The following is a 16,592-nucleotide window of genomic DNA, read 5'->3' on the forward strand; positions in this document are numbered from 1 at the left end:
GGGGAATTATTACACCGCGATCAAGGCCGCCGCCACGGCCCGCTCCTCGATCAACAGCACGTTGAAGGTGCGGCAGGCGGCGCCGGTGTCCATCCATTCCAGGACGATGCCATGATCCTTTTTGAGGGCGGTTTTCAGCCCCTGGGGCGGCAGCACGAAGGACGGCCCACAGCCGATCAGCAGAATACGCGCCTCGTTGGCCCGTTGCAGCACCGGGGCCAGGGTTTCTAGTGAGATTTGTTCCCACTCGGTGACCGGCCAGGGCAGAGTCTCCTCGCTGAACACCAGCACCGATCCTTCGTGCCGGGTCTCGGAAATCAGGAACCGACCGTCGCCATAACCTCGGATGAGTTGGCGTCCGGCCGGAACGAGAGGCGTGATATCGAGGGAGATGTCAGGCTCCCTCGGCGCTGGCAGCCCCGTCGTCGCCGGTCGCGTCTGCACTGCGGTTGGGCAATTTCATGTAGAGCATCAACGGCACGGCCAGGAAAATGGAGGAATAGGTGCCAATGACGATGCCCCAGATCAGGGCGATGCTGAACCCACGGATCACTTCGCCACCCAACACATACAGGGCGAACAGAGCGAGCAGCGTGGTGAACGAGGTCATCGTCGTGCGCGACAGGGTATCGTTGATGCTGAGATCGAGCAATTCGGGCAGAGGTTTGGACTTGTAGCGCCGCAGGTTCTCACGCACCCGGTCATAAACGACCACCGTATCATTGATCGAATAGCCGGCGATGGTCAGCACGGCGGCCACGGTGGTCAGATTGAATTCCATCTGGGTCAGGGCAAACAGGCCGATGGTGGACAGAATATCATGCACCAGGGCCACCACCGCTCCGACGCCGAACTGCCATTCGAAGCGGAACCAGATATAAACCAGGATGGCGAGGATGGCGAAACTCACCGCCTCGATGCCCGACTTGAACAGCTCTTCCGACACCTTGGGGCCGACGAATTCCGTGCGCCGGTTTTCATAGCCCGCCCCCAGGGTCTGCTTGATCTTGTCCACGGCCAGTTGTTGGGCCTTCTCGTCGCCTTCCTGGCGCTGCACCCGAATCATCACCTCGTTCGGGGCCCCGAAGGTCTGCAAATTCACTTCGCCCAGACCGAGACTGCCGAGGGAGGAGCGCAGCAGAGCAAGGTCGGCCGGTCCTTCCGAACGCACCTCGATCATGATGCCACCCTGGAAGTCGATGCCCAGATTCATGCCGCGCAGACCGAATATCACCACCGAGCTGACCACTAGAATCGTGGAAAAGAGAAACATTATCCGGTGCATCCCCATGAACGGGATCGTCGTGCCGGGCCGGATCAGATTAAAACCTTTTATCATCATCCCTCTCCCGTCAAATGGGCAGCGTCTGGGGACGCTTGCGGCGCAACCAGGTGATGACCATCAGGCGGGTCACCATGATGGCCGTAAACATGGAGGTGACAATGCCGATGGCCAGGGTCACCGCGAAGCCGCGCACCGGTCCGGAGCCGAAGGCGAACATCAGCAACGCCGCAATCAGGGTAGTCACGTTGGCATCAATGATCGTACTCAAGGCCCGCGAATATCCGGCGTCGATGGCCGCGATGGGCGTTCGCCCGACGCGGGCCTCCTCGCGCATGCGCTCGAAGATCAGCACGTTGGCATCCACCGCCATGCCGATGGTCAGCACGATCCCGGCGATGCCGGGCAGGGTCAGCGTCGCCTGCAAGGCCGACAGGGCGGCCACGATCAACACCAGATTGACCAGCAATGCCACATTGGCCATCAGCCCGAACAGGCCATAGGCGGCAATCATAAAGACAATCACCAGCACCAAGCCGATGGTCGAAGCGATTTTACCGGCGGCAATGGAATCGGCCCCCAATCCCGGACCCACGGAGCGTTCCTCCAGAATGGTCAGCGGGGCGGGCAACGCACCGGCGCGCAGCAGCAGGGCCAGATCGTTGGCTTCCTGAACGCTGAACCCGCCGGTGATAATGCCCGATCCGCCGAGGATCGGCTCATTGATGCGCGGCGCGCTGATCACCTTGTCGTCGAGCACGATGGCAAAGGGCCGCCCGGTATTTTCGGTGGTGATCTTGGCGAACTTGCGCCCCCCCGGACCATCGAAGCGGAACGACACCACCGGACGATTCTGTTGATCAAGGGTCGGCTGGGAATCGACCAGATTTTCCCCCGACAGCATGACCCGCTTGTGAATCACATACATGCGCGGCTGACCGGTGGCCGGGTCGATTTCATCGACCGAAGGCACAATCCGGGACCCCGGCGGCACCCGACCGCTCAAGGCATCCTCCAGGCCGGTTTTCATGTCCACCAGGTGAAAGGTCATCTTGGCCGTCTTGCCGAGCAACGCCTTGATGCGTTCGGGGTCCTTGACTCCGGGCAACTGCACCAGAATGCGATCCTCGCCCTGGCGCTGGATGGTCGGCTCGCGGGTGCCGGTCTCGTCGATGCGGCGGCGGACGATCTCGATGGACTGCTCGACTGCCGAGGTGGCGCGGGCCTTGACCGCCGCTTCGGTCAGGGTGATGGTCAGATGACCGCCCTCCCCGTCTTCGATCAGGGTGTCGCGGTCCATCTTGCGGATCAGCTCGTGCGCCTTGTCGACCTCAGCCGGGTCCTTGATGCGCAGGGTCACCTGATCGCCCTTGTTGGACAAACCGGAATAGTAAATCTTGGCCGTGCGCAATTCGTTGCGCACCCCGTCGAGGACCGATTCCAGACGCTCATGGAGAACCGATTTCAGGTCCACTTCCAGCAGCATATGGGACCCGCCTTGCAGGTCGAGCCCCAGATTGACATGCTGGCTGGGAACCCAGGACGGCAGAGCGTCGGTGATCTGGTTGCTCAGGGTATTGGGCAGCGCAAAAAGCAGCCCCAACAACGTCACCACCCCAATCAGATAGACCTTCCACTTGGCCATATAGACCATGCCGTCCCCCTCTTTCGTTCTTCTTCAACCACGGATTTGGCCGGGGCTGTTATTTGCCGCCCAGCATTTTCTTGAGACCACCGCCCTTGCTGTCGTCGGTGCTGTCGTCCTTGTCGTCGTTGGCCACCGGCTCGGTCTTGGCCATCACCTGGGCAATCATCGCCCGCATGACGCGGACCTTGGTCCCCTCGGCGATTTCCAGCATCACTTCGTCGTCGTTGACCACCTTGGTGATGGTGCCGATCAGGCCGCCATTGGTGACGATCTTGTCGCCGCGCCGCAGGGCTTCCAGCATCGCCTTGTGTTCCTTGGCCCGTTTTTGTTGCGGGCGGATCAGCAGGAAATAGAACACCACGAAGATCAGCACCAGCGGGGCCATGCTCATCAGGCCTTCCATGCCCCCCGGCTGGGCACCGGCGGCCTGGGCGTAAGCGGGAGAAAAGAACATACGAAACTCCAATTCCTGTCAAAGAGCGCGCCCGGGTACGGACCGGGCAGCATTTGAATGGGCCGGACTATAGCGGTCCGGACGGCCAATGCAAACGGAACCTGACTCATGTAATCCAATTGACGGTGAACGCCAGGGGGGACTACGGTTCGCTTATGACGGATCCTGAAACACAAGCCACCCTGGAGCGCATTGCCGACGCCCTGGAGCGGCTGTCCCCGCCCCGCGATGCCGCAGCGCCGCTCCCCGAGGGCGACGCCTTTGTCTGGCAGGCCGATGGCGCACGTCTGCAAGCGGTGGCGCGGGTCAATCGCCTGCCCTTGGCTCTGCTCAAGGGGATCGACCGTCAGATCGCCACCCTGTTGGCTAATACCCGACGGTTCGCCCACGGACTGCCAGCCAACAATGCCCTGCTCTGGGGAGCCCGCGGCACCGGCAAAAGTTCGCTGATCAAGGCCCTCCACGGGCAGATTTCGGGCGACTCCCCCGGCCTGCTGGGGCTGGTGGAAATCCACCGCGAGGACATCCCCTCATTGCCCCAACTGCTGGCGATCCTGCGCCGCAACGACCGCCGCTGGCTGGTCTTCTGCGACGACCTGTCGTTCGATGCCGACGACACCAGCTATAAGTCCCTCAAGGCGGTGCTGGAAGGCGGGATCGAGGGCCGACCGGAGAACGTCCTGTTCTATGCCACCTCCAACCGCCGCCATTTGATGGCCCGCGATATGATCGAAAACGAACGCTCCACGGCCATTCACGCCTCCGAAGCGGTGGAGGAAAAGGTCTCCCTGTCCGACCGGTTCGGTCTGTGGATCGGTTTTCACAACATCGACCAGGACACCTTTTTCAGCATCGTCGAAAGCTATGCCCGCGCCTACCACATCCGGATCGACCCCGACGACCTGAGGGCCAGGGCCGTTGAATGGTCAATGACCCGGGGCGCCCGCTCGGGCCGCGTCGCCTGGCAGTTCATCCAGGATCTGGCCGGGGAACAGGGCCTTAAAATCGGCTGAGTCCGGCCTGGGTCTTTCCGAGGCTCACAACAAGGCCCCGATCACCACCCAGGCATAGCCCCCCAGAAGCAACATCCCCAACCCCATGAAATCCTTGGCAAATGTCCAGCTGATCATGAGTGTTTCTCCCTCAAAAAAGTACAAAACATGAACACTGGAATCACAAGTAACACGACCAACAAAAGAACACAACAAGAATATCAACTCCCGCACTTGCGATCTTCCGTGTCGCGACAAACCCTGCGATGGATCGAAGAAAGGCAAACAGGGGAGATGAACAATGCATCACACACTTTGCAAAGGGGCGGCAAGCGCCCTGCCTTGGGTTGCCTCTGGGCCTGTCCGGCGGCCTGGGGCGACGAGAGATGGGCGCATCACGCCGCGCATCGCCAGCATCCAAATCCGGGGCCAAGATGCAAAGCATGGCTACGGGTCGCAAACCCTGGAACTGTAGGTTAACCGTTAGGTAATCGCTTTTCGCGGAGAATGGGAAACATTCATGATTTTCCGTCCGCGAGGAGAGACCGCCATGGGTCAGCATCGCTATCAAGTCCGCTACACCACCGAGGAAAGCCGTCCGCAAGTGGAGCGCATCCTGCAAGGACGCTGCAAGGGAAGCTGGGAACTGGAAGAAGAGCGCCGTCGACGCCGCTCCAGGAGGCAGGAAGCCCATGACTTCATGGTCCGTTTCGAGCAGGAAGACGATATCCTGGCGCTGCTCCGCTCGACGTCCAACGCCTGCTGATCACACCTTCAGGCGGTAGCGCACCACGCCTTTGACTTCGCTCGGGTCCACCGGCTTTCCCTTATGCAGGATCTCGATGATCCCGGCCCTGGCTTGATGCAGGGCCTGCTGCTTGACCGCCTGGAAATAGCGCTTCCAGGGAATCGGGCGATCCTTGTCCTTGCTCTGCTCACGGGCGTAGGCCTGAGCCACTTCCTGACCACTGGCCGAGGTCTTGTCCGACAGGTAGGCCAGCATGAAGCTCACCAGCGGGTCGGGCTTGCGGTCGTCGTTTTGCGTCGTCATCTACTACCTCGCGAAAATGCCACAACGCCCCCCTTCACCAACACGCTAGGGAAAGAGTGGCAGCTGCTCCAGCCCTTTGTTTTCAGGAAATCCACACATAATATTCATGCTTTGGATGAGCTGTCCGGAAGCCCCCTTGACCAGATTGTCGATGGCCGACAGAAGAATCGCCCGCCCCGGCAACCGGTCGGCGAACACCCCGATCATCTGGTGATTGGAGCCGCGCACATGCCGGGTCGCCGGAGACATCCCCTCCGCCATCACCGACACGAAAGGCTCTCCCGCATAGTGATCGGCCAGATATTTGCGCAGATCGCTCGCCGTGACCCCGTCGCTCAATTTGACATAGATGGTCGCCAGGATGCCCCGATTCATCGGCAGCAGATGCGGCGTGAAGGCGACGACCACATCCCGGCCCGCCGCCAGGCTCAAGCCCTGCTCGATTTCCGGCGCATGACGATGCCCGGCCACCCCATAGGCGTGGAAGCCTTCCGAGACTTCCGTATGCAGCACACCTTCCTTGGCTGCCCGCCCGGCCCCCGAGACCCCGGACTTGGCATCAATGATGATATCTTCGGTTTGGATCAACCCGGCGGCCAGAAGCGGCACCAGCGGCACCTGGGCCGCCGTCGGGTAGCAGCCCGGCCCGGCGACCAGCCGCGCCTTGGCAATCTCCGCCCGGAAAAGTTCCGGCAGGCCATAGACTGCCTGTTGCTGGTAATCCAGCGCCTTGTGCTCCAGGCCATACCACTGGGCATAGACCGCCCCGTCCCGCAGCCGGAAATCCGCCGACAGATCAATGATCTTGATCCGCTCGGGCAACGTCCGCACCAGCCCGTGCATGGTGCCATGGGGCAGACAGCCGAACACCACGTCAATCCCCGACCAGTCCACCTGTTCGATGGTCACCAGTTCCGGCAGGTCGAGCATCGCCAAATGCGGAAAAACCTGGGCCATGGACTGCCCGGCCTTGCGGTCGCCGGTCAGGGCCACGAGGCGCACGCCATCGTGACGCGCCAGCAGGCGCACCAGTTCGGCCCCCGTATAGCCGCTGGCTCCGAGAATGGCGACATTGAGCGGTACGCGAGACAGGGTCATGGTTTTCTCCTTCACTCCGGTGACGTCCTTCTATCCCCTCCCCGCGCCGGAAACAAGCGGACAGGCATGGAGCACCTTGAATTCGGGGGCGGCGAAATTGAGCCGTTCATAGGGCCATGAAAAGGATTGGCCTGCTTTAGCCCGACAGGAAAAAAGGCCCCTCCATCCGGAAGGGCCTTTTTCGGACACTGCCTGTCGGAAAGCGTTTAACGCTTGGAGAACTGGAAGCTCCGGCGGGCCTTGGCCTTGCCGTATTTCTTACGTTCAACAACACGGCTGTCGCGGGTCAGGAACCCGGCTTTTTTCAGCAGCGGACGCAGATCCGGCTCGAACAGGGTCATGGCCTTGGAAATGCCGTGGCGCACCGCGCCGGCCTGACCGGACAGGCCGCCGCCGGTGACCGTGCAGACCACATCGAACTGATCCTTGCGGGCAGTCACGTCGAACGGCTGATTGATGATCATCTGCAACACCGGACGAGCGAAATAGGTCTGAATGTCCCGCTTGTTGACGGTGATCCGACCGGAGCCCGGCTTGAGCCAGACACGGGCAATGGCGTTCTTGCGCTTGCCGGTGGCATAGGAACGGCCCTGAGCATCGACCTTGCGCTCGGCGGTCGCCGTCGCCACGGATTCAGTGCCCGTCACCCCGGAGAGATCCTTCAGGTCGGTGAGTGTTTTGGTATCTTCGGACATGCCTTAGGCACTCCTCTTGTTCTTCGGGTTCATGGCGGCGACATCCAGCACTTCGGGCTGTTGGGCCTGATGGGGATGCTCGGGACCGGCATAGATATGCAGCTTACGCAATTGCTGGCGCCCCAGCGGATTGCGGCTGATCATGCGTTCCACGGCCTTGCTGATCACACGCTCCGGATGAGCGCCGTCCAGGATCTTGTCCATGGTCCGCGACTTGATGCCGCCCGGGTGCCCGGTGTGCCAGAAGAATTCCTTCTCGGTCCGCTTGCGACCGGTCAGGTGGACCTTCTCGGCATTGACGATGATGATGTTGTCACCGCAGTCGATATGCGGCGTATACATCGGCTTGTGCTTGCCCCGCAGGCGCGTCGCGACCAGGGCGGCCAGGCGGCCCAGAACGACCCCCTCGGCATCGATGACGACCCACTTGGCGTCGACTTCGGAAGGTTTGGCGGAATAGGTCTTCATATCAGTCCCATGTGGCTTGGCGTCCAGTCCCGACGACCCGACGCTGGAAATCAGCAGCAAAGACGCGGCAACATCTGCCCGTCCTCGTGGCCGCGCAGTATCGCCATAATGAAAGCCCTGTCAACAATATAAATTCGACTTATTTCAATATGTTATATTAATGGTATCCAGATACCTTTTGGTATATCCAGTAATATCAAGGAGATAATCACCATTGAATTCGCCTCTTTCCGATCAGCACTCTCGTCATTCCGCCGACAATCCATTATAATTCACCGCCTGTTAACCTCGCCGCTGTTGAATGGAGGGGGGCGCTTACAATATGACAAAGCTGCGTTTCAGACAGCTTACGGAAAGCAAGGAATCATGGGCTCATTCTCCTGGAACGAGGAATTCAGCGTTGGCGTTCATTGCCTGGACACCGATCATGATCTTTTGTTCGGCTTGATCAATCAATTGGAGAGCGCATTCGATGGGTCCCCCGAAGATCATCACAACATCTGCTCCATCCTCAATGCGATCGTGGACTATACGGACTATCATTTTGCCCGCGAGGAAACCCTGATGGCGGCCTGTGCCTTTCCGCATCTGCAAGAGCATCTGCACTCCCATGACACCATCCGGCGCGAATTGTCCGTGCATGCCGCGCGGGTCCGCGAAGGACTGGAAAAAATCGACCCACAGCAGTTGTTCCTTTTTCTCAGCCAAGCCTTCCTGGATCACCTGAAGGATGAAGACAAAAAGTACCAGCCCTTCATGGTCCCCCAAATGGAAACCGTCTTGCAGGCCAACGAGGCCTTCGTGCGTCGGCAAAGCCATGTGGACATCACACTGATCGAGAACGACTGAGCGTCGCCCTTGCGGAGGCAACCCCCATGACCGACCCCTTGGTACTGTGCACGGACGACGCAGGCGTGCGCACCTTGACCCTGAACCGCCCCAACAGCTTCAATGCGCTGTCCGTCGAGATGATTGCCGCGTTGCGCGGTGTTATCGCCGAAACGGCGACCGACAACAAGGTTCGGGTGGTGGTCATCGCCGCTGCCGGACGGGCCTTTTGTGCCGGTCACGACCTGAAGGAATTGCGGGCCTTTGAGGACCGGGACGACCACCTGCACCTGTTTCGCCAGTGCGGGCAACTGATGCTCGACCTGACCCATCTGCCGCAGCCGGTGATCGCCCGGGTTCATGGGCTGACCACCGCTGCCGGTTGCCAACTGGTGGCCCAATGCGATCTGGCCGTGGCCAGCCACGAGGCCCGCTTTGCCACCTCGGGGATCGGCATCGGACTGTTTTGTTCCACCCCCGGCGTCGCGGTGGCCCGCAACCTGCCGCGTAAGATGGCCCTGGAGATGCTGTTGACCGGCGATTTCATAGACGCCGATGCGGCCCTCGACCTGGGCCTGCTCAACCGCGTGGTCCCAATTGCCGAACTGGACGACGCCATTGCCGAACTGACCGGCAAGATTCTCAACAAACCGGCCCTATCCATCGCCCTGGGCAAGCGCGCCTTTTATCGGCAAGTTGAATCGAAACTGGACGAAGCCTACGAACTGGCCGCCGATACCATGGCCGACAACATGATGACCGAGGATGCACGGGCCGGGATTGAGGCCTTCCTGAGCAAATCCCCGATGCCCGAATGGAAAGGACGCTGACCCATGCTCGATGACGACGCCATCCGCGATTTGTTGCTCCAGATCAAGAGCATTGCCCTGGTCGGGGCCTCCCCCAAGCCTGAGCGTCCCAGCTTCAAGGTGATGCAATTCCTGCAAGCCAAGGGCTACAAGGTCTATCCCATCAATCCCGGGCTGGCCGGACAGACCCTCAATGGGGAAACGGTGCTGGGATCGCTGGCCGAAGTCCCGGCCCCGTGCGACATGGTGGATATCTTCCGGGCCTCCGAGGCCGCCGGTCAGGTCTGTGACGAGGCGGTGCGACTGGCCCCCGAAAAGGGCTTCAAGGCGGTCTGGATGCAATTGGACGTGCGCCACGACGAAGCCGCCGCCCGGGCCGAGGCGGCGGGCCTGTCGGTGGTCATGGATCGCTGTCCGAAAATCGAACACCCCAGACTGATCAAATAATCAGATAATCTCCTCGTCATGGCAGCCAATGGCCCGGTCCTTGCCGGTTTTCTTGGCCTGATACATGCGCTTGTCGGCCAGATCCACCAGCTTCGGCCAGTCTTCCTGCTGGTCTGCAATGCGTTCGGCCAGTCCCATGCTGGCGGTGACCGGACTCCCTTCGGGTCGCAACCCCAGTCCGTGCGCCCGAATGCGTTCGGCCACCAGCCGCGCCCCCGGAGCGTCCGTATTGGGCAGCACCACAAGAAACTCCTCGCCGCCCCAACGCACCAGGGTATCCCCGCGCCGCAGTTTCTCCTTGAGATGCGCCGCCACGTTATGCAACACCACGTCCCCGGCTTCGTGCCCGTAGTCGTCATTGACACTCTTGAAGTTGTCCACGTCCAGGAAGGCAACGCTCAACGGCTGCTCCTGCATCACCGAAACGCGGAATTGCAGATCCAGTGTTTCGCCGCCGCTGCGTCGGGTGAAAGCTTCCGTCAGCGGATCGTGAATGGCCCGGTTGACCAGGGTGATCATGTAATTCAACTGGCTCATCCCCGACAGGGCCGACACTCCCAATACCAGGAACATCAGCCACAGGGTGGTAATCAGCGAGCCCTCCCAGCCCCCCCCTACATAAGACACCCCGTACAGAATCGCTGCACTGAGCGGCAGGGCGACGAAGGCCACCTCCATGACAGTCAGCGGAAAGACGCTGAGTCCAGCCACCATGACGAAAGGCAACAGGCTGTACCCCTGTGCCACCGCGTTGCCGAACGGGCCAAAATCCTGCCCCTCCAGCAGGGGAATGCTGACCAGATAAAACACGAAAGGCAGTGTCATCATGACCAACAGCATGCGTCGGGCCGTCTTGCAGGCATCCAGCGGACGCCGCGGCGGCCAAGCCAGGGCCATGAAGATCAGACTGCTGATAACCCGCAAAATGGCCAGGATGGTCCAGGTCTCGCGCGGGAAGGCCAGAACATCGACAACAATCCACAGCGGAGTCAACACGGCGAACAGAGCCGACACCAGTTGCACCCGGCCAATGATCAGGTTCCCCCGATGCCGATTGACGTGGGTCGAGTGATAGCGCCGCGAGATCAAATCGCTGAACTGTTCCCGACTGATACGAATGGTCGAAAGAAAATGCTCTTTCAGGGTCGGGCGATCATCGTCGTTATTTTTATTTAACAGATCCTGCGGTTCAATTTTCATGGGTCAATCACTCGAAATTATTATTGATTATAGTCGTTTGTCTTTTTTCAACAGCGCCGCGAATTCCTCGGGTGGTAGCGGTCGACTGAAATAAAACCCCTGCATTTCATCACACCATTGCTGGCGCAAAAAGGCCAGTTGGCGTTCGGTTTCCACCCCTTCTACGGTCACCGTCAATCCCAGACTCTGACCAATGGCAACCACCGCCCCAGCCAGGGAGGAGTCTTCTCCTTCTTCCGCGATATCGGCGATGAAGGCGCGGTCGATCTTCAGGCCATCCAGGGGCAGCGTGCGCAAATAGCTCAGAGACGAATAGCCGGTGCCGAAATCGTCGATGGTGATTCGGACCCCCATGGCGCGCAGTTCACTGAAGATGCGAATGACTTCCTCCAACTGCTCGACGATGACCCGTTCGGTAATTTCAAGTTCCAGATCATGGGGATCTAGGCCGGAATCCGACAGGGCCGATTTGACGGTTTGGACGAAATCCCCTTCATGCAACTGTAAGGGCGACAAATTCACCGCCACCTTGAAGCGCGGCAACCCCTGGATCTGCCACTTGCGCACCTGAAAACAGGTCGAGCGCAACACCCAGGTGCCCAGGCTCACGATCAATCCCGTCTCTTCCGCTATCGGAATGAACTTGTCCGGGGTGATCAGTCCCCCGGTCCCGGTCCAACGGATCAACGCCTCGGCCCCGGTAATGCGGCCGGAACGGAGGTCCACCTTGGGCTGAAAATAGGCCACGAAATCCTCGTCATGGAGCGCCCGACGCAGCCGGTTTTCCAGCAGCAGGCGCTCCTGAGCCACCAGGTTCATGTCCTCGGTGAAATACTGAAAACTGTTGCGGCCCTGGGTCTTGGCATGAAACGCCGCTGTATCCGCACTACGCACAAGATCGGCGGCGGTCATTCCATCGCGGGGAAAAATCGCGATGCCGACACTTGAAGTCACCACCACCTCATGATCCGCCCCTTCCAGATTGAGTGGCCGACAGACCGCCTCCTGGACGTCATGCGCCACGGCCGCCACTTCTTCCAGATCGGTGGTCGGCAGGAGAATCAGGAATTCGTCGCCCCCCGGTCGGGCCAGGGTCGCCTTTTCCGGCAGACGCTCCAGAATGGCCCGCGAGACCTGAACCAAAAGCAGGTCCCCAACCCCGTGCCCCAGGCTGTCGTTGATCACCTTGAACTGATCCAGGTCCATGTACATCAGCCCCACCTGGGCATCGTGGCGGGTGGCGGAAATCAGCGTTTCCCGCAGGCGCTCCTGGAACAACAGCCGGTTGGGCAAACCCGTCAGGGTATCGTAATAGGCCTGGAAGCGGATCTGTTCCTCGTCTTCCTTTTGCCGCGTGATGTCCCGAACCATGATCAGGTAGTGGGCCAAATTGCCGTCGTCGTCGTGGACGGCCAGGATGGTTCGCCACTCGGGATAAAGCTCGCCGCTTTTGCGCCGCCCCCAGGTCTCCCCTTCCCAGCGGCCATTTTGGCGCAGGCTCTCCCATATACGGTAGATGAAGACCTCACCCTCGCGGCGGGCCGCGAACTCGTCGATATTATGGCCCAGCATCTCTCCGGCATCATGGCCGGTCATATGGGCATAGGCGGGATTGGCCGCGATGATGCGATGCTCATGATCACATAGCAGAATGCCTTCGGCGGCATTCTTGAAGACCGTCTCCGACAGGTTGATCGCCTGCACGGCGCGACGTTGCTGGGACACATCCTCAATGACCCAGATGGCCCCTTTTCCCATGTCTTCGGGGTCCACGCGTTTGCCCCGGAATCGCACTTGGAAACTGTCACCCTCCCGACCACGGATATGCGCTTCCCCCTCGCAAAACCCGGTCTCGCGCAATTCCCGCGAGGCGAGGCGCCGGACCCGCTCATATTCATGATCATCGACGTACAGCGACCTGATTTCCTGGCCAATCAGTTCCGACACCTGACGGCCCAGCCATTTGGCCAGGGTTTCATTCATCCAACGAATCTTGCGCCGGGTGACATGAACAATGCCCACGTTGGTATGTTCGAGCACCAGACGCTGGTCGGCCAAAATCTGATCCCGGCGGCGGGCCGCTTCCCGCTCGCGCTCCAGATCCTTTTCCTGATGTCGCAGAAACAGGGTCGCCATCAGGGTCAACAGCCCGGCCACCGCAAAAACGCCCAAGGACTCCTGAAGGTGAGCGGATTCCGCATAGACCAGGATGCTGAATCCGACCGTCAAAGCCCCCCCGAGCAACCCGGTCATGCGGGAACCGCGAAGAAGTGGTCCTGAATTCTGTTTCACGAAATCGACTTCCTGGTTGGTCACATAAAGACTTTATACCAAATCGCGTCTGGAGGAACCTATTGTGATGGCCTCACTGGAAACCGGGCAACACTCCTGAAATAATCACCTCACAAGGATCAAGAGTCGCCCCTCTTCCCGCCGATCAAGGACCTGCCGATGCCGCGCCACCCCACGACGACCCTCAAATATCAGCCGGATATAGAAACCCTGAGCCGCCCTGCCCTGGCCGAAATGCAATTGGAACGGCTGCGCTGGAGCGTCCGTCATGCCTATGACAATGTGGCGCCGTTTCGCCGCAACATGGAGGATCGGGGGCTCACCCCGGCGCATATCCAGAGTCTGGCCGATGTGCGTCACCTTCCCTTCACGGTCAAGAACGACCTGCGCAGCCACTACCCGTTCGGCCTGTTCGCCGTGCCGCGCGACAAGGTCGTGCGCCTGCATGCCTCCTCGGGCACCACGGGCACGCCGACGGTGGTCGGCTACACCCGCGAGGACCTGGACATGTGGGCCGACCTGATGGCCCGCTCCCTGGCCTGCGCCGGCGCGCGGCCGGGCGAGGTGGTGCATAATGCGCTGGGCTACGGCCTGTTCACCGGCGGTTTGGGATTCCACGGCGGGGCCGAGCGTCTGGGCTGTACGGTGGTCCCCATTTCCGGCGGCGGCACCCAACGCCAAATCAAGCTGATGCGCGATTTCGGGGCCAGCGTTTTGATCGCCACCCCCTCCTATGCCCTGTATCTGGCCGAGGCCGCCGCCGCCCAGGGCGAGCCGCTGGCCGACGGCCCCCTGCACACGGCCCCGCTGGGCGGCGAACCCTGGAGCGATTCCCTGCGCCGGCAGTTGGACGAAATGCTCGGTCTGAATAGCGTCGACTCCTACGGCCTATCGGAGATTATCGGCCCCGGCGTGGCCATGGAATGCCGCGACGCCCGCGCCGGAGCGCACGGCTGGGAAGACGCTTTCCTGTTCGAGATCATCGACCCGGAAAGCGAGGTCCCCCTGCCCATGGGGGAAAGCGGCGAGTTGGTCATCACCACCCTGACCAAACAGGCGCTGCCGATGATCCGCTATCGCACCCGGGACATCACCAGCCTGACCGACGAACCCTGCGCCTGCGGACGGACCCATGTGCGCATCCGCCGCATCACCGGGCGCAACGACGACATGCTGATCATTCGCGGGGTCAATCTGTTCCCCACCCAGGTGGAGGCACTGCTGGTGGATATGGCCGAACTGGCACCGCACTATCAGTTGGTGGTGCGCCGCGACGGCAGCATGGACAATCTGACCATCGAGGCCGAGGCCCGCCCGGAGATCGCCGCCGACGCCTATGCTCAGATCGCCAAGCGCATCCAGTATCACATCAAGACCATGATCGGCGTGACCTGCAAGGCGGTCGTGCTGGCCCCGGGAGAGGTGCCCCGCTCCGATGGCAAGGCCGTCCGGGTGCGGGATCTGCGGAAAATATGATCACTCCTGTTCGAGGATGATCACCTCGTCGGGATCGGCATAATTGAGCATGGCGCGCACCCGTTCATCGAGCAAATCCGGGTCCAGGCTCTCGGGGTGCAGCAGGCGTACTCGGTGTTCCCACATGTCGCGTTCCCGCGCCACCTCGCGGGCCATGGCCTCGACCTGCACCACTTCCTGACGCAGATGCAGCCAGGCGCGCAGCCCCCGGTCGCCGCTGAAGGCATGGAAGGCGAAATAGCTCACCAGACAAGCCCCCAGCACCGGTCCGGCCACCTGCCGCAAGCCGGACCGGATGTCTTCCCTCAGCGCCATGGGTCGCCCCTTCCTGCCGTGCTTACTGTTCGCGAATCGAGTCAGACTCAGACTCCTCTGAAGATCTCACGATGAGTCTTGCCGAGCGGTTAACGGAATCAAAAAGGGCGACGGAAAGACACCGCCGCCCCTTGAGGTACTGGGCTCGGACTAGCCGCGCAGGATGGAGCGTCCGGCAAACCGCGCCGCCGGGCCCAATTCCTCTTCGATACGGATGAGCTGATTGTATTTGGCAATGCGGTCGGAACGGGACAGGGAGCCGGTCTTGATTTGCCCGGCATTGGTGGCCACCGCGATATCGGCGATGGTGCTGTCCTCGGTCTCACCGGAACGGTGCGAGATGATGTTGGTATAATGGGCCTTGTGGGCCATTTCCACCGCTTCCAGGGTCTCCGACAGGCTGCCGATCTGATTGACCTTGACCAGCATGGAGTTGGCGATGCCCCTGGCGATGCCGTCAGCCAGACGGATCGGGTTGGTGACGAACAGGTCGTCGCCCACCAGCTGACATTTGGCCCCCAGTTCGTCGGTGAGGATTTTCCAGCCGTCCCAATCGTCTTCGGCCATGCCGTCTTCGATGGAGAAAATCGGGAAGCGGGCTGCCAGATCCGCCAAATAGCGGGCGTTTCCGGCTGCATCCAGGCTCTTGCCCTCGCCTGCCAGTTCGTACTTGCCGTTCTTGAAATACTCCGAGGAGGCACAATCCAGCGCCAGGACCACATCGTCCCCCGGCACGTAGCCCGCCCCTTCGATGGCCTTCATGATGAAGCCCAGGGCCTCGTCGGCACTGCCCAGGCCCGGCGCGAAGCCGCCTTCGTCGCCGACGTTGGTATTGTGACCGGCGTCCTTGAGGCCCTTCTTGAGGTTATGGAACACCTCGGCGCCCATGCGCACGGCTTCGGCGATGCTCGCCGCGCCCACCGGCATGATCATGAATTCCTGAATGTCGATGGGGTTGTCCGCATGGGCACCGCCATTGACGATGTTCATCATCGGCACCGGCAGGGTGCGGGCATGGGTGCCGCCGATATAGCGGTACAGGGGCAGCCCCACCTCGTCCGCCGCCGCCTTGGCCACCGCCAGCGAGACTCCGAGAATGGCATTGGCCCCGAGACGCCCCTTGTTGGGGGTGCCGTCCAGGTCGATCATCGCCTGATCGAGTACTTCCTGCTCCTCGGCTTCGAGACCGACCAGGGCGTCATAAAGCTCCCCATTGACGGCATCCACCGCCTTGGTCACGCCCTTGCCCAGGTAGCGGCTCTTGTCGCCGTCGCGCAGTTCCACCGCTTCGTGAACGCCGGTAGAGGCCCCCGATGGTACCGCCGCCTGACCGAAAGCGCCGGTTTCGAGAATGACTTCGACCTCGACGGTCGGATTGCCTCGGCTGTCGAGAATTTCGCGGGCATGGATGTCTGATATAGCCGTCATGGAGCGCCTCATCACATCAGGAGGAAGATCGGGATGGAAATTCTTACCGATCCCTACTCCAATGGCTGGAAAACCGCAAGTTCAACTATTATTTCACTGTCATTTCATT

Annotated in this window: 18 protein-coding genes; 6 read left to right on the forward strand and 12 right to left on the reverse strand. The window is 60.9% G+C overall.

The window, feature by feature from the left end; genetic code table 11:
- Nucleotides 1-9: 9 nt before the first annotated feature.
- Genes ACYQ1P_RS13820 through yajC form a run of 4 tightly spaced genes read right to left on the reverse strand, consistent with a single transcriptional unit; the run spans nucleotide 10 to nucleotide 3,384 of the window.
- Nucleotides 10-444, reverse strand: coding sequence for an Mth938-like domain-containing protein (locus ACYQ1P_RS13820; protein ID WP_460020920.1), 435 nt, complete (start codon nucleotides 442-444; stop codon nucleotides 10-12).
- Complete coding sequence (gene secF / locus ACYQ1P_RS13825; RefSeq protein ID WP_460020921.1) at nucleotides 395-1,342, reverse strand: protein translocase subunit SecF; 948 nt, start codon at nucleotides 1,340-1,342, stop codon at nucleotides 395-397. The genes ACYQ1P_RS13820 and secF overlap by 50 nt, the downstream gene beginning before the upstream one ends.
- 10 nt (nucleotides 1,343-1,352) lie before the next feature.
- The gene (secD, locus tag ACYQ1P_RS13830; RefSeq protein WP_460020922.1) at nucleotides 1,353-2,936 is read right to left on the reverse strand and encodes a protein translocase subunit SecD; all 1,584 of its coding nucleotides are present in this window, start codon (nucleotides 2,934-2,936) and stop codon (nucleotides 1,353-1,355) included.
- Between the two features lie 49 nt (nucleotides 2,937-2,985).
- On the reverse strand, nucleotides 2,986-3,384 hold the full coding sequence (gene yajC, locus ACYQ1P_RS13835) for a preprotein translocase subunit YajC (RefSeq protein ID WP_460020923.1): 399 nt from the start codon (nucleotides 3,382-3,384) through the stop codon (nucleotides 2,986-2,988).
- A 155-nt stretch (nucleotides 3,385-3,539) separates the two neighbouring features.
- On the opposite strand from yajC, the gene ACYQ1P_RS13840 reads away from it, so the two are divergent.
- Complete coding sequence (locus tag ACYQ1P_RS13840) at nucleotides 3,540-4,397, forward strand: ATP-binding protein (RefSeq protein ID WP_460020924.1); 858 nt, start codon at nucleotides 3,540-3,542, stop codon at nucleotides 4,395-4,397.
- Between the two features lie 499 nt (nucleotides 4,398-4,896).
- Nucleotides 4,897-5,142, forward strand: coding sequence for a hypothetical protein (locus ACYQ1P_RS13845; RefSeq protein WP_460020925.1), 246 nt, complete (start codon nucleotides 4,897-4,899; stop codon nucleotides 5,140-5,142).
- Here the strand turns inward: ACYQ1P_RS13845 and ACYQ1P_RS13850 are convergent, their stop codons facing one another.
- From ACYQ1P_RS13850 to rplM, 4 genes are all read right to left on the reverse strand, one after another.
- Nucleotides 5,143-5,427, reverse strand: coding sequence for a DUF3253 domain-containing protein (locus ACYQ1P_RS13850; RefSeq protein WP_460020926.1), 285 nt, complete (start codon nucleotides 5,425-5,427; stop codon nucleotides 5,143-5,145). It abuts the gene before it with no gap.
- Nucleotides 5,428-5,472: 45 nt separating this feature from the next.
- On the reverse strand, nucleotides 5,473-6,525 hold the full coding sequence (argC, locus tag ACYQ1P_RS13855) for an N-acetyl-gamma-glutamyl-phosphate reductase (RefSeq protein ID WP_460020927.1): 1,053 nt from the start codon (nucleotides 6,523-6,525) through the stop codon (nucleotides 5,473-5,475).
- 206 nt (nucleotides 6,526-6,731) lie between these two features.
- Nucleotides 6,732-7,220, reverse strand: coding sequence for a 30S ribosomal protein S9 (rpsI, locus tag ACYQ1P_RS13860; RefSeq protein WP_460020928.1), 489 nt, complete (start codon nucleotides 7,218-7,220; stop codon nucleotides 6,732-6,734).
- A 3-nt stretch (nucleotides 7,221-7,223) separates the two neighbouring features.
- Nucleotides 7,224-7,688 carry a 50S ribosomal protein L13 gene (gene rplM / locus ACYQ1P_RS13865; RefSeq protein ID WP_460020929.1) on the reverse strand — a complete coding sequence of 155 codons (465 nt, stop codon included), beginning with the start codon at nucleotides 7,686-7,688 and terminating at the stop codon, nucleotides 7,224-7,226.
- A 366-nt stretch (nucleotides 7,689-8,054) separates the two neighbouring features.
- Here rplM and ACYQ1P_RS13870 point away from each other — a divergent pair, with 366 nt between their 5' ends.
- From ACYQ1P_RS13870 to ACYQ1P_RS13880, 3 genes are read left to right on the forward strand one after another with little or no spacing between them, the layout of a single operon-like run.
- Nucleotides 8,055-8,537: a bacteriohemerythrin gene (locus tag ACYQ1P_RS13870; RefSeq protein WP_460020930.1), complete on the forward strand. Its 483-nt coding sequence runs from the start codon at nucleotides 8,055-8,057 to the stop codon at nucleotides 8,535-8,537.
- 26 nt (nucleotides 8,538-8,563) lie between these two features.
- Nucleotides 8,564-9,346 carry an enoyl-CoA hydratase gene (locus ACYQ1P_RS13875; RefSeq protein WP_460020931.1) on the forward strand — a complete coding sequence of 261 codons (783 nt, stop codon included), beginning with the start codon at nucleotides 8,564-8,566 and terminating at the stop codon, nucleotides 9,344-9,346.
- Between the two features lie 3 nt (nucleotides 9,347-9,349).
- The gene (locus ACYQ1P_RS13880) at nucleotides 9,350-9,772 is read left to right on the forward strand and encodes a CoA-binding protein (RefSeq protein WP_460020932.1); all 423 of its coding nucleotides are present in this window, start codon (nucleotides 9,350-9,352) and stop codon (nucleotides 9,770-9,772) included.
- Here the strand turns inward: ACYQ1P_RS13880 and ACYQ1P_RS13885 are convergent, their stop codons facing one another.
- Both ACYQ1P_RS13885 and ACYQ1P_RS13890 read right to left on the reverse strand, forming a co-directional pair.
- Nucleotides 9,773-10,972: a GGDEF domain-containing protein gene (locus tag ACYQ1P_RS13885; RefSeq protein WP_460020933.1), complete on the reverse strand. Its 1,200-nt coding sequence runs from the start codon at nucleotides 10,970-10,972 to the stop codon at nucleotides 9,773-9,775.
- Between the two features lie 27 nt (nucleotides 10,973-10,999).
- On the reverse strand, nucleotides 11,000-13,264 hold the full coding sequence (locus ACYQ1P_RS13890) for a putative bifunctional diguanylate cyclase/phosphodiesterase (protein WP_460020934.1): 2,265 nt from the start codon (nucleotides 13,262-13,264) through the stop codon (nucleotides 11,000-11,002).
- A gap of 159 nt (nucleotides 13,265-13,423) precedes the next feature.
- On the opposite strand from ACYQ1P_RS13890, the gene ACYQ1P_RS13895 reads away from it, so the two are divergent.
- The gene (locus tag ACYQ1P_RS13895) at nucleotides 13,424-14,740 is read left to right on the forward strand and encodes a phenylacetate--CoA ligase family protein (RefSeq protein WP_460020935.1); all 1,317 of its coding nucleotides are present in this window, start codon (nucleotides 13,424-13,426) and stop codon (nucleotides 14,738-14,740) included.
- Here the strand turns inward: ACYQ1P_RS13895 and ACYQ1P_RS13900 are convergent, their stop codons facing one another.
- Both ACYQ1P_RS13900 and eno read right to left on the reverse strand, forming a co-directional pair.
- Nucleotides 14,741-15,055: an FtsB family cell division protein gene (locus tag ACYQ1P_RS13900; protein WP_460020936.1), complete on the reverse strand. Its 315-nt coding sequence runs from the start codon at nucleotides 15,053-15,055 to the stop codon at nucleotides 14,741-14,743.
- A 150-nt stretch (nucleotides 15,056-15,205) separates the two neighbouring features.
- Entirely contained in the window at nucleotides 15,206-16,483 is a 1,278-nt protein-coding gene (gene eno, locus ACYQ1P_RS13905) for a phosphopyruvate hydratase (protein WP_460020937.1), read from the reverse strand.
- Nucleotides 16,484-16,592 lie beyond the last annotated feature (109 nt).

Source organism: Magnetospira thiophila, assembly GCF_054657015.1.

Excerpts from the sequence above, each read along its gene's own strand:
- secF (WP_460020921.1), bottom strand. The coding sequence starts at position 1,342 with ATGATGATAAAAGGTTTTAATCTGATCCGGCCCGGCACGACGATCCCG.
- secD (WP_460020922.1), bottom strand. The coding sequence starts at position 2,936 with ATGGTCTATATGGCCAAGTGGAAGGTCTATCTGATTGGGGTGGTGACG.
- yajC (WP_460020923.1), bottom strand. The coding sequence starts at position 3,384 with ATGTTCTTTTCTCCCGCTTACGCCCAGGCCGCCGGTGCCCAGCCGGGG.
- ACYQ1P_RS13840 (WP_460020924.1), top strand. The coding sequence starts at position 3,540 with ATGACGGATCCTGAAACACAAGCCACCCTGGAGCGCATTGCCGACGCC.
- ACYQ1P_RS13845 (WP_460020925.1), top strand. The coding sequence starts at position 4,897 with ATGATTTTCCGTCCGCGAGGAGAGACCGCCATGGGTCAGCATCGCTAT.
- ACYQ1P_RS13850 (WP_460020926.1), bottom strand. The coding sequence starts at position 5,427 with ATGACGACGCAAAACGACGACCGCAAGCCCGACCCGCTGGTGAGCTTC.
- argC (WP_460020927.1), bottom strand. The coding sequence starts at position 6,525 with ATGACCCTGTCTCGCGTACCGCTCAATGTCGCCATTCTCGGAGCCAGC.
- rpsI (WP_460020928.1), bottom strand. The coding sequence starts at position 7,220 with ATGTCCGAAGATACCAAAACACTCACCGACCTGAAGGATCTCTCCGGG.
- rplM (WP_460020929.1), bottom strand. The coding sequence starts at position 7,688 with ATGAAGACCTATTCCGCCAAACCTTCCGAAGTCGACGCCAAGTGGGTC.
- ACYQ1P_RS13870 (WP_460020930.1), top strand. The coding sequence starts at position 8,055 with ATGGGCTCATTCTCCTGGAACGAGGAATTCAGCGTTGGCGTTCATTGC.
- ACYQ1P_RS13875 (WP_460020931.1), top strand. The coding sequence starts at position 8,564 with ATGACCGACCCCTTGGTACTGTGCACGGACGACGCAGGCGTGCGCACC.
- ACYQ1P_RS13880 (WP_460020932.1), top strand. The coding sequence starts at position 9,350 with ATGCTCGATGACGACGCCATCCGCGATTTGTTGCTCCAGATCAAGAGC.
- ACYQ1P_RS13885 (WP_460020933.1), bottom strand. The coding sequence starts at position 10,972 with ATGAAAATTGAACCGCAGGATCTGTTAAATAAAAATAACGACGATGAT.
- ACYQ1P_RS13895 (WP_460020935.1), top strand. The coding sequence starts at position 13,424 with ATGCCGCGCCACCCCACGACGACCCTCAAATATCAGCCGGATATAGAA.
- ACYQ1P_RS13900 (WP_460020936.1), bottom strand. The coding sequence starts at position 15,055 with ATGGCGCTGAGGGAAGACATCCGGTCCGGCTTGCGGCAGGTGGCCGGA.
- eno (WP_460020937.1), bottom strand. The coding sequence starts at position 16,483 with ATGACGGCTATATCAGACATCCATGCCCGCGAAATTCTCGACAGCCGA.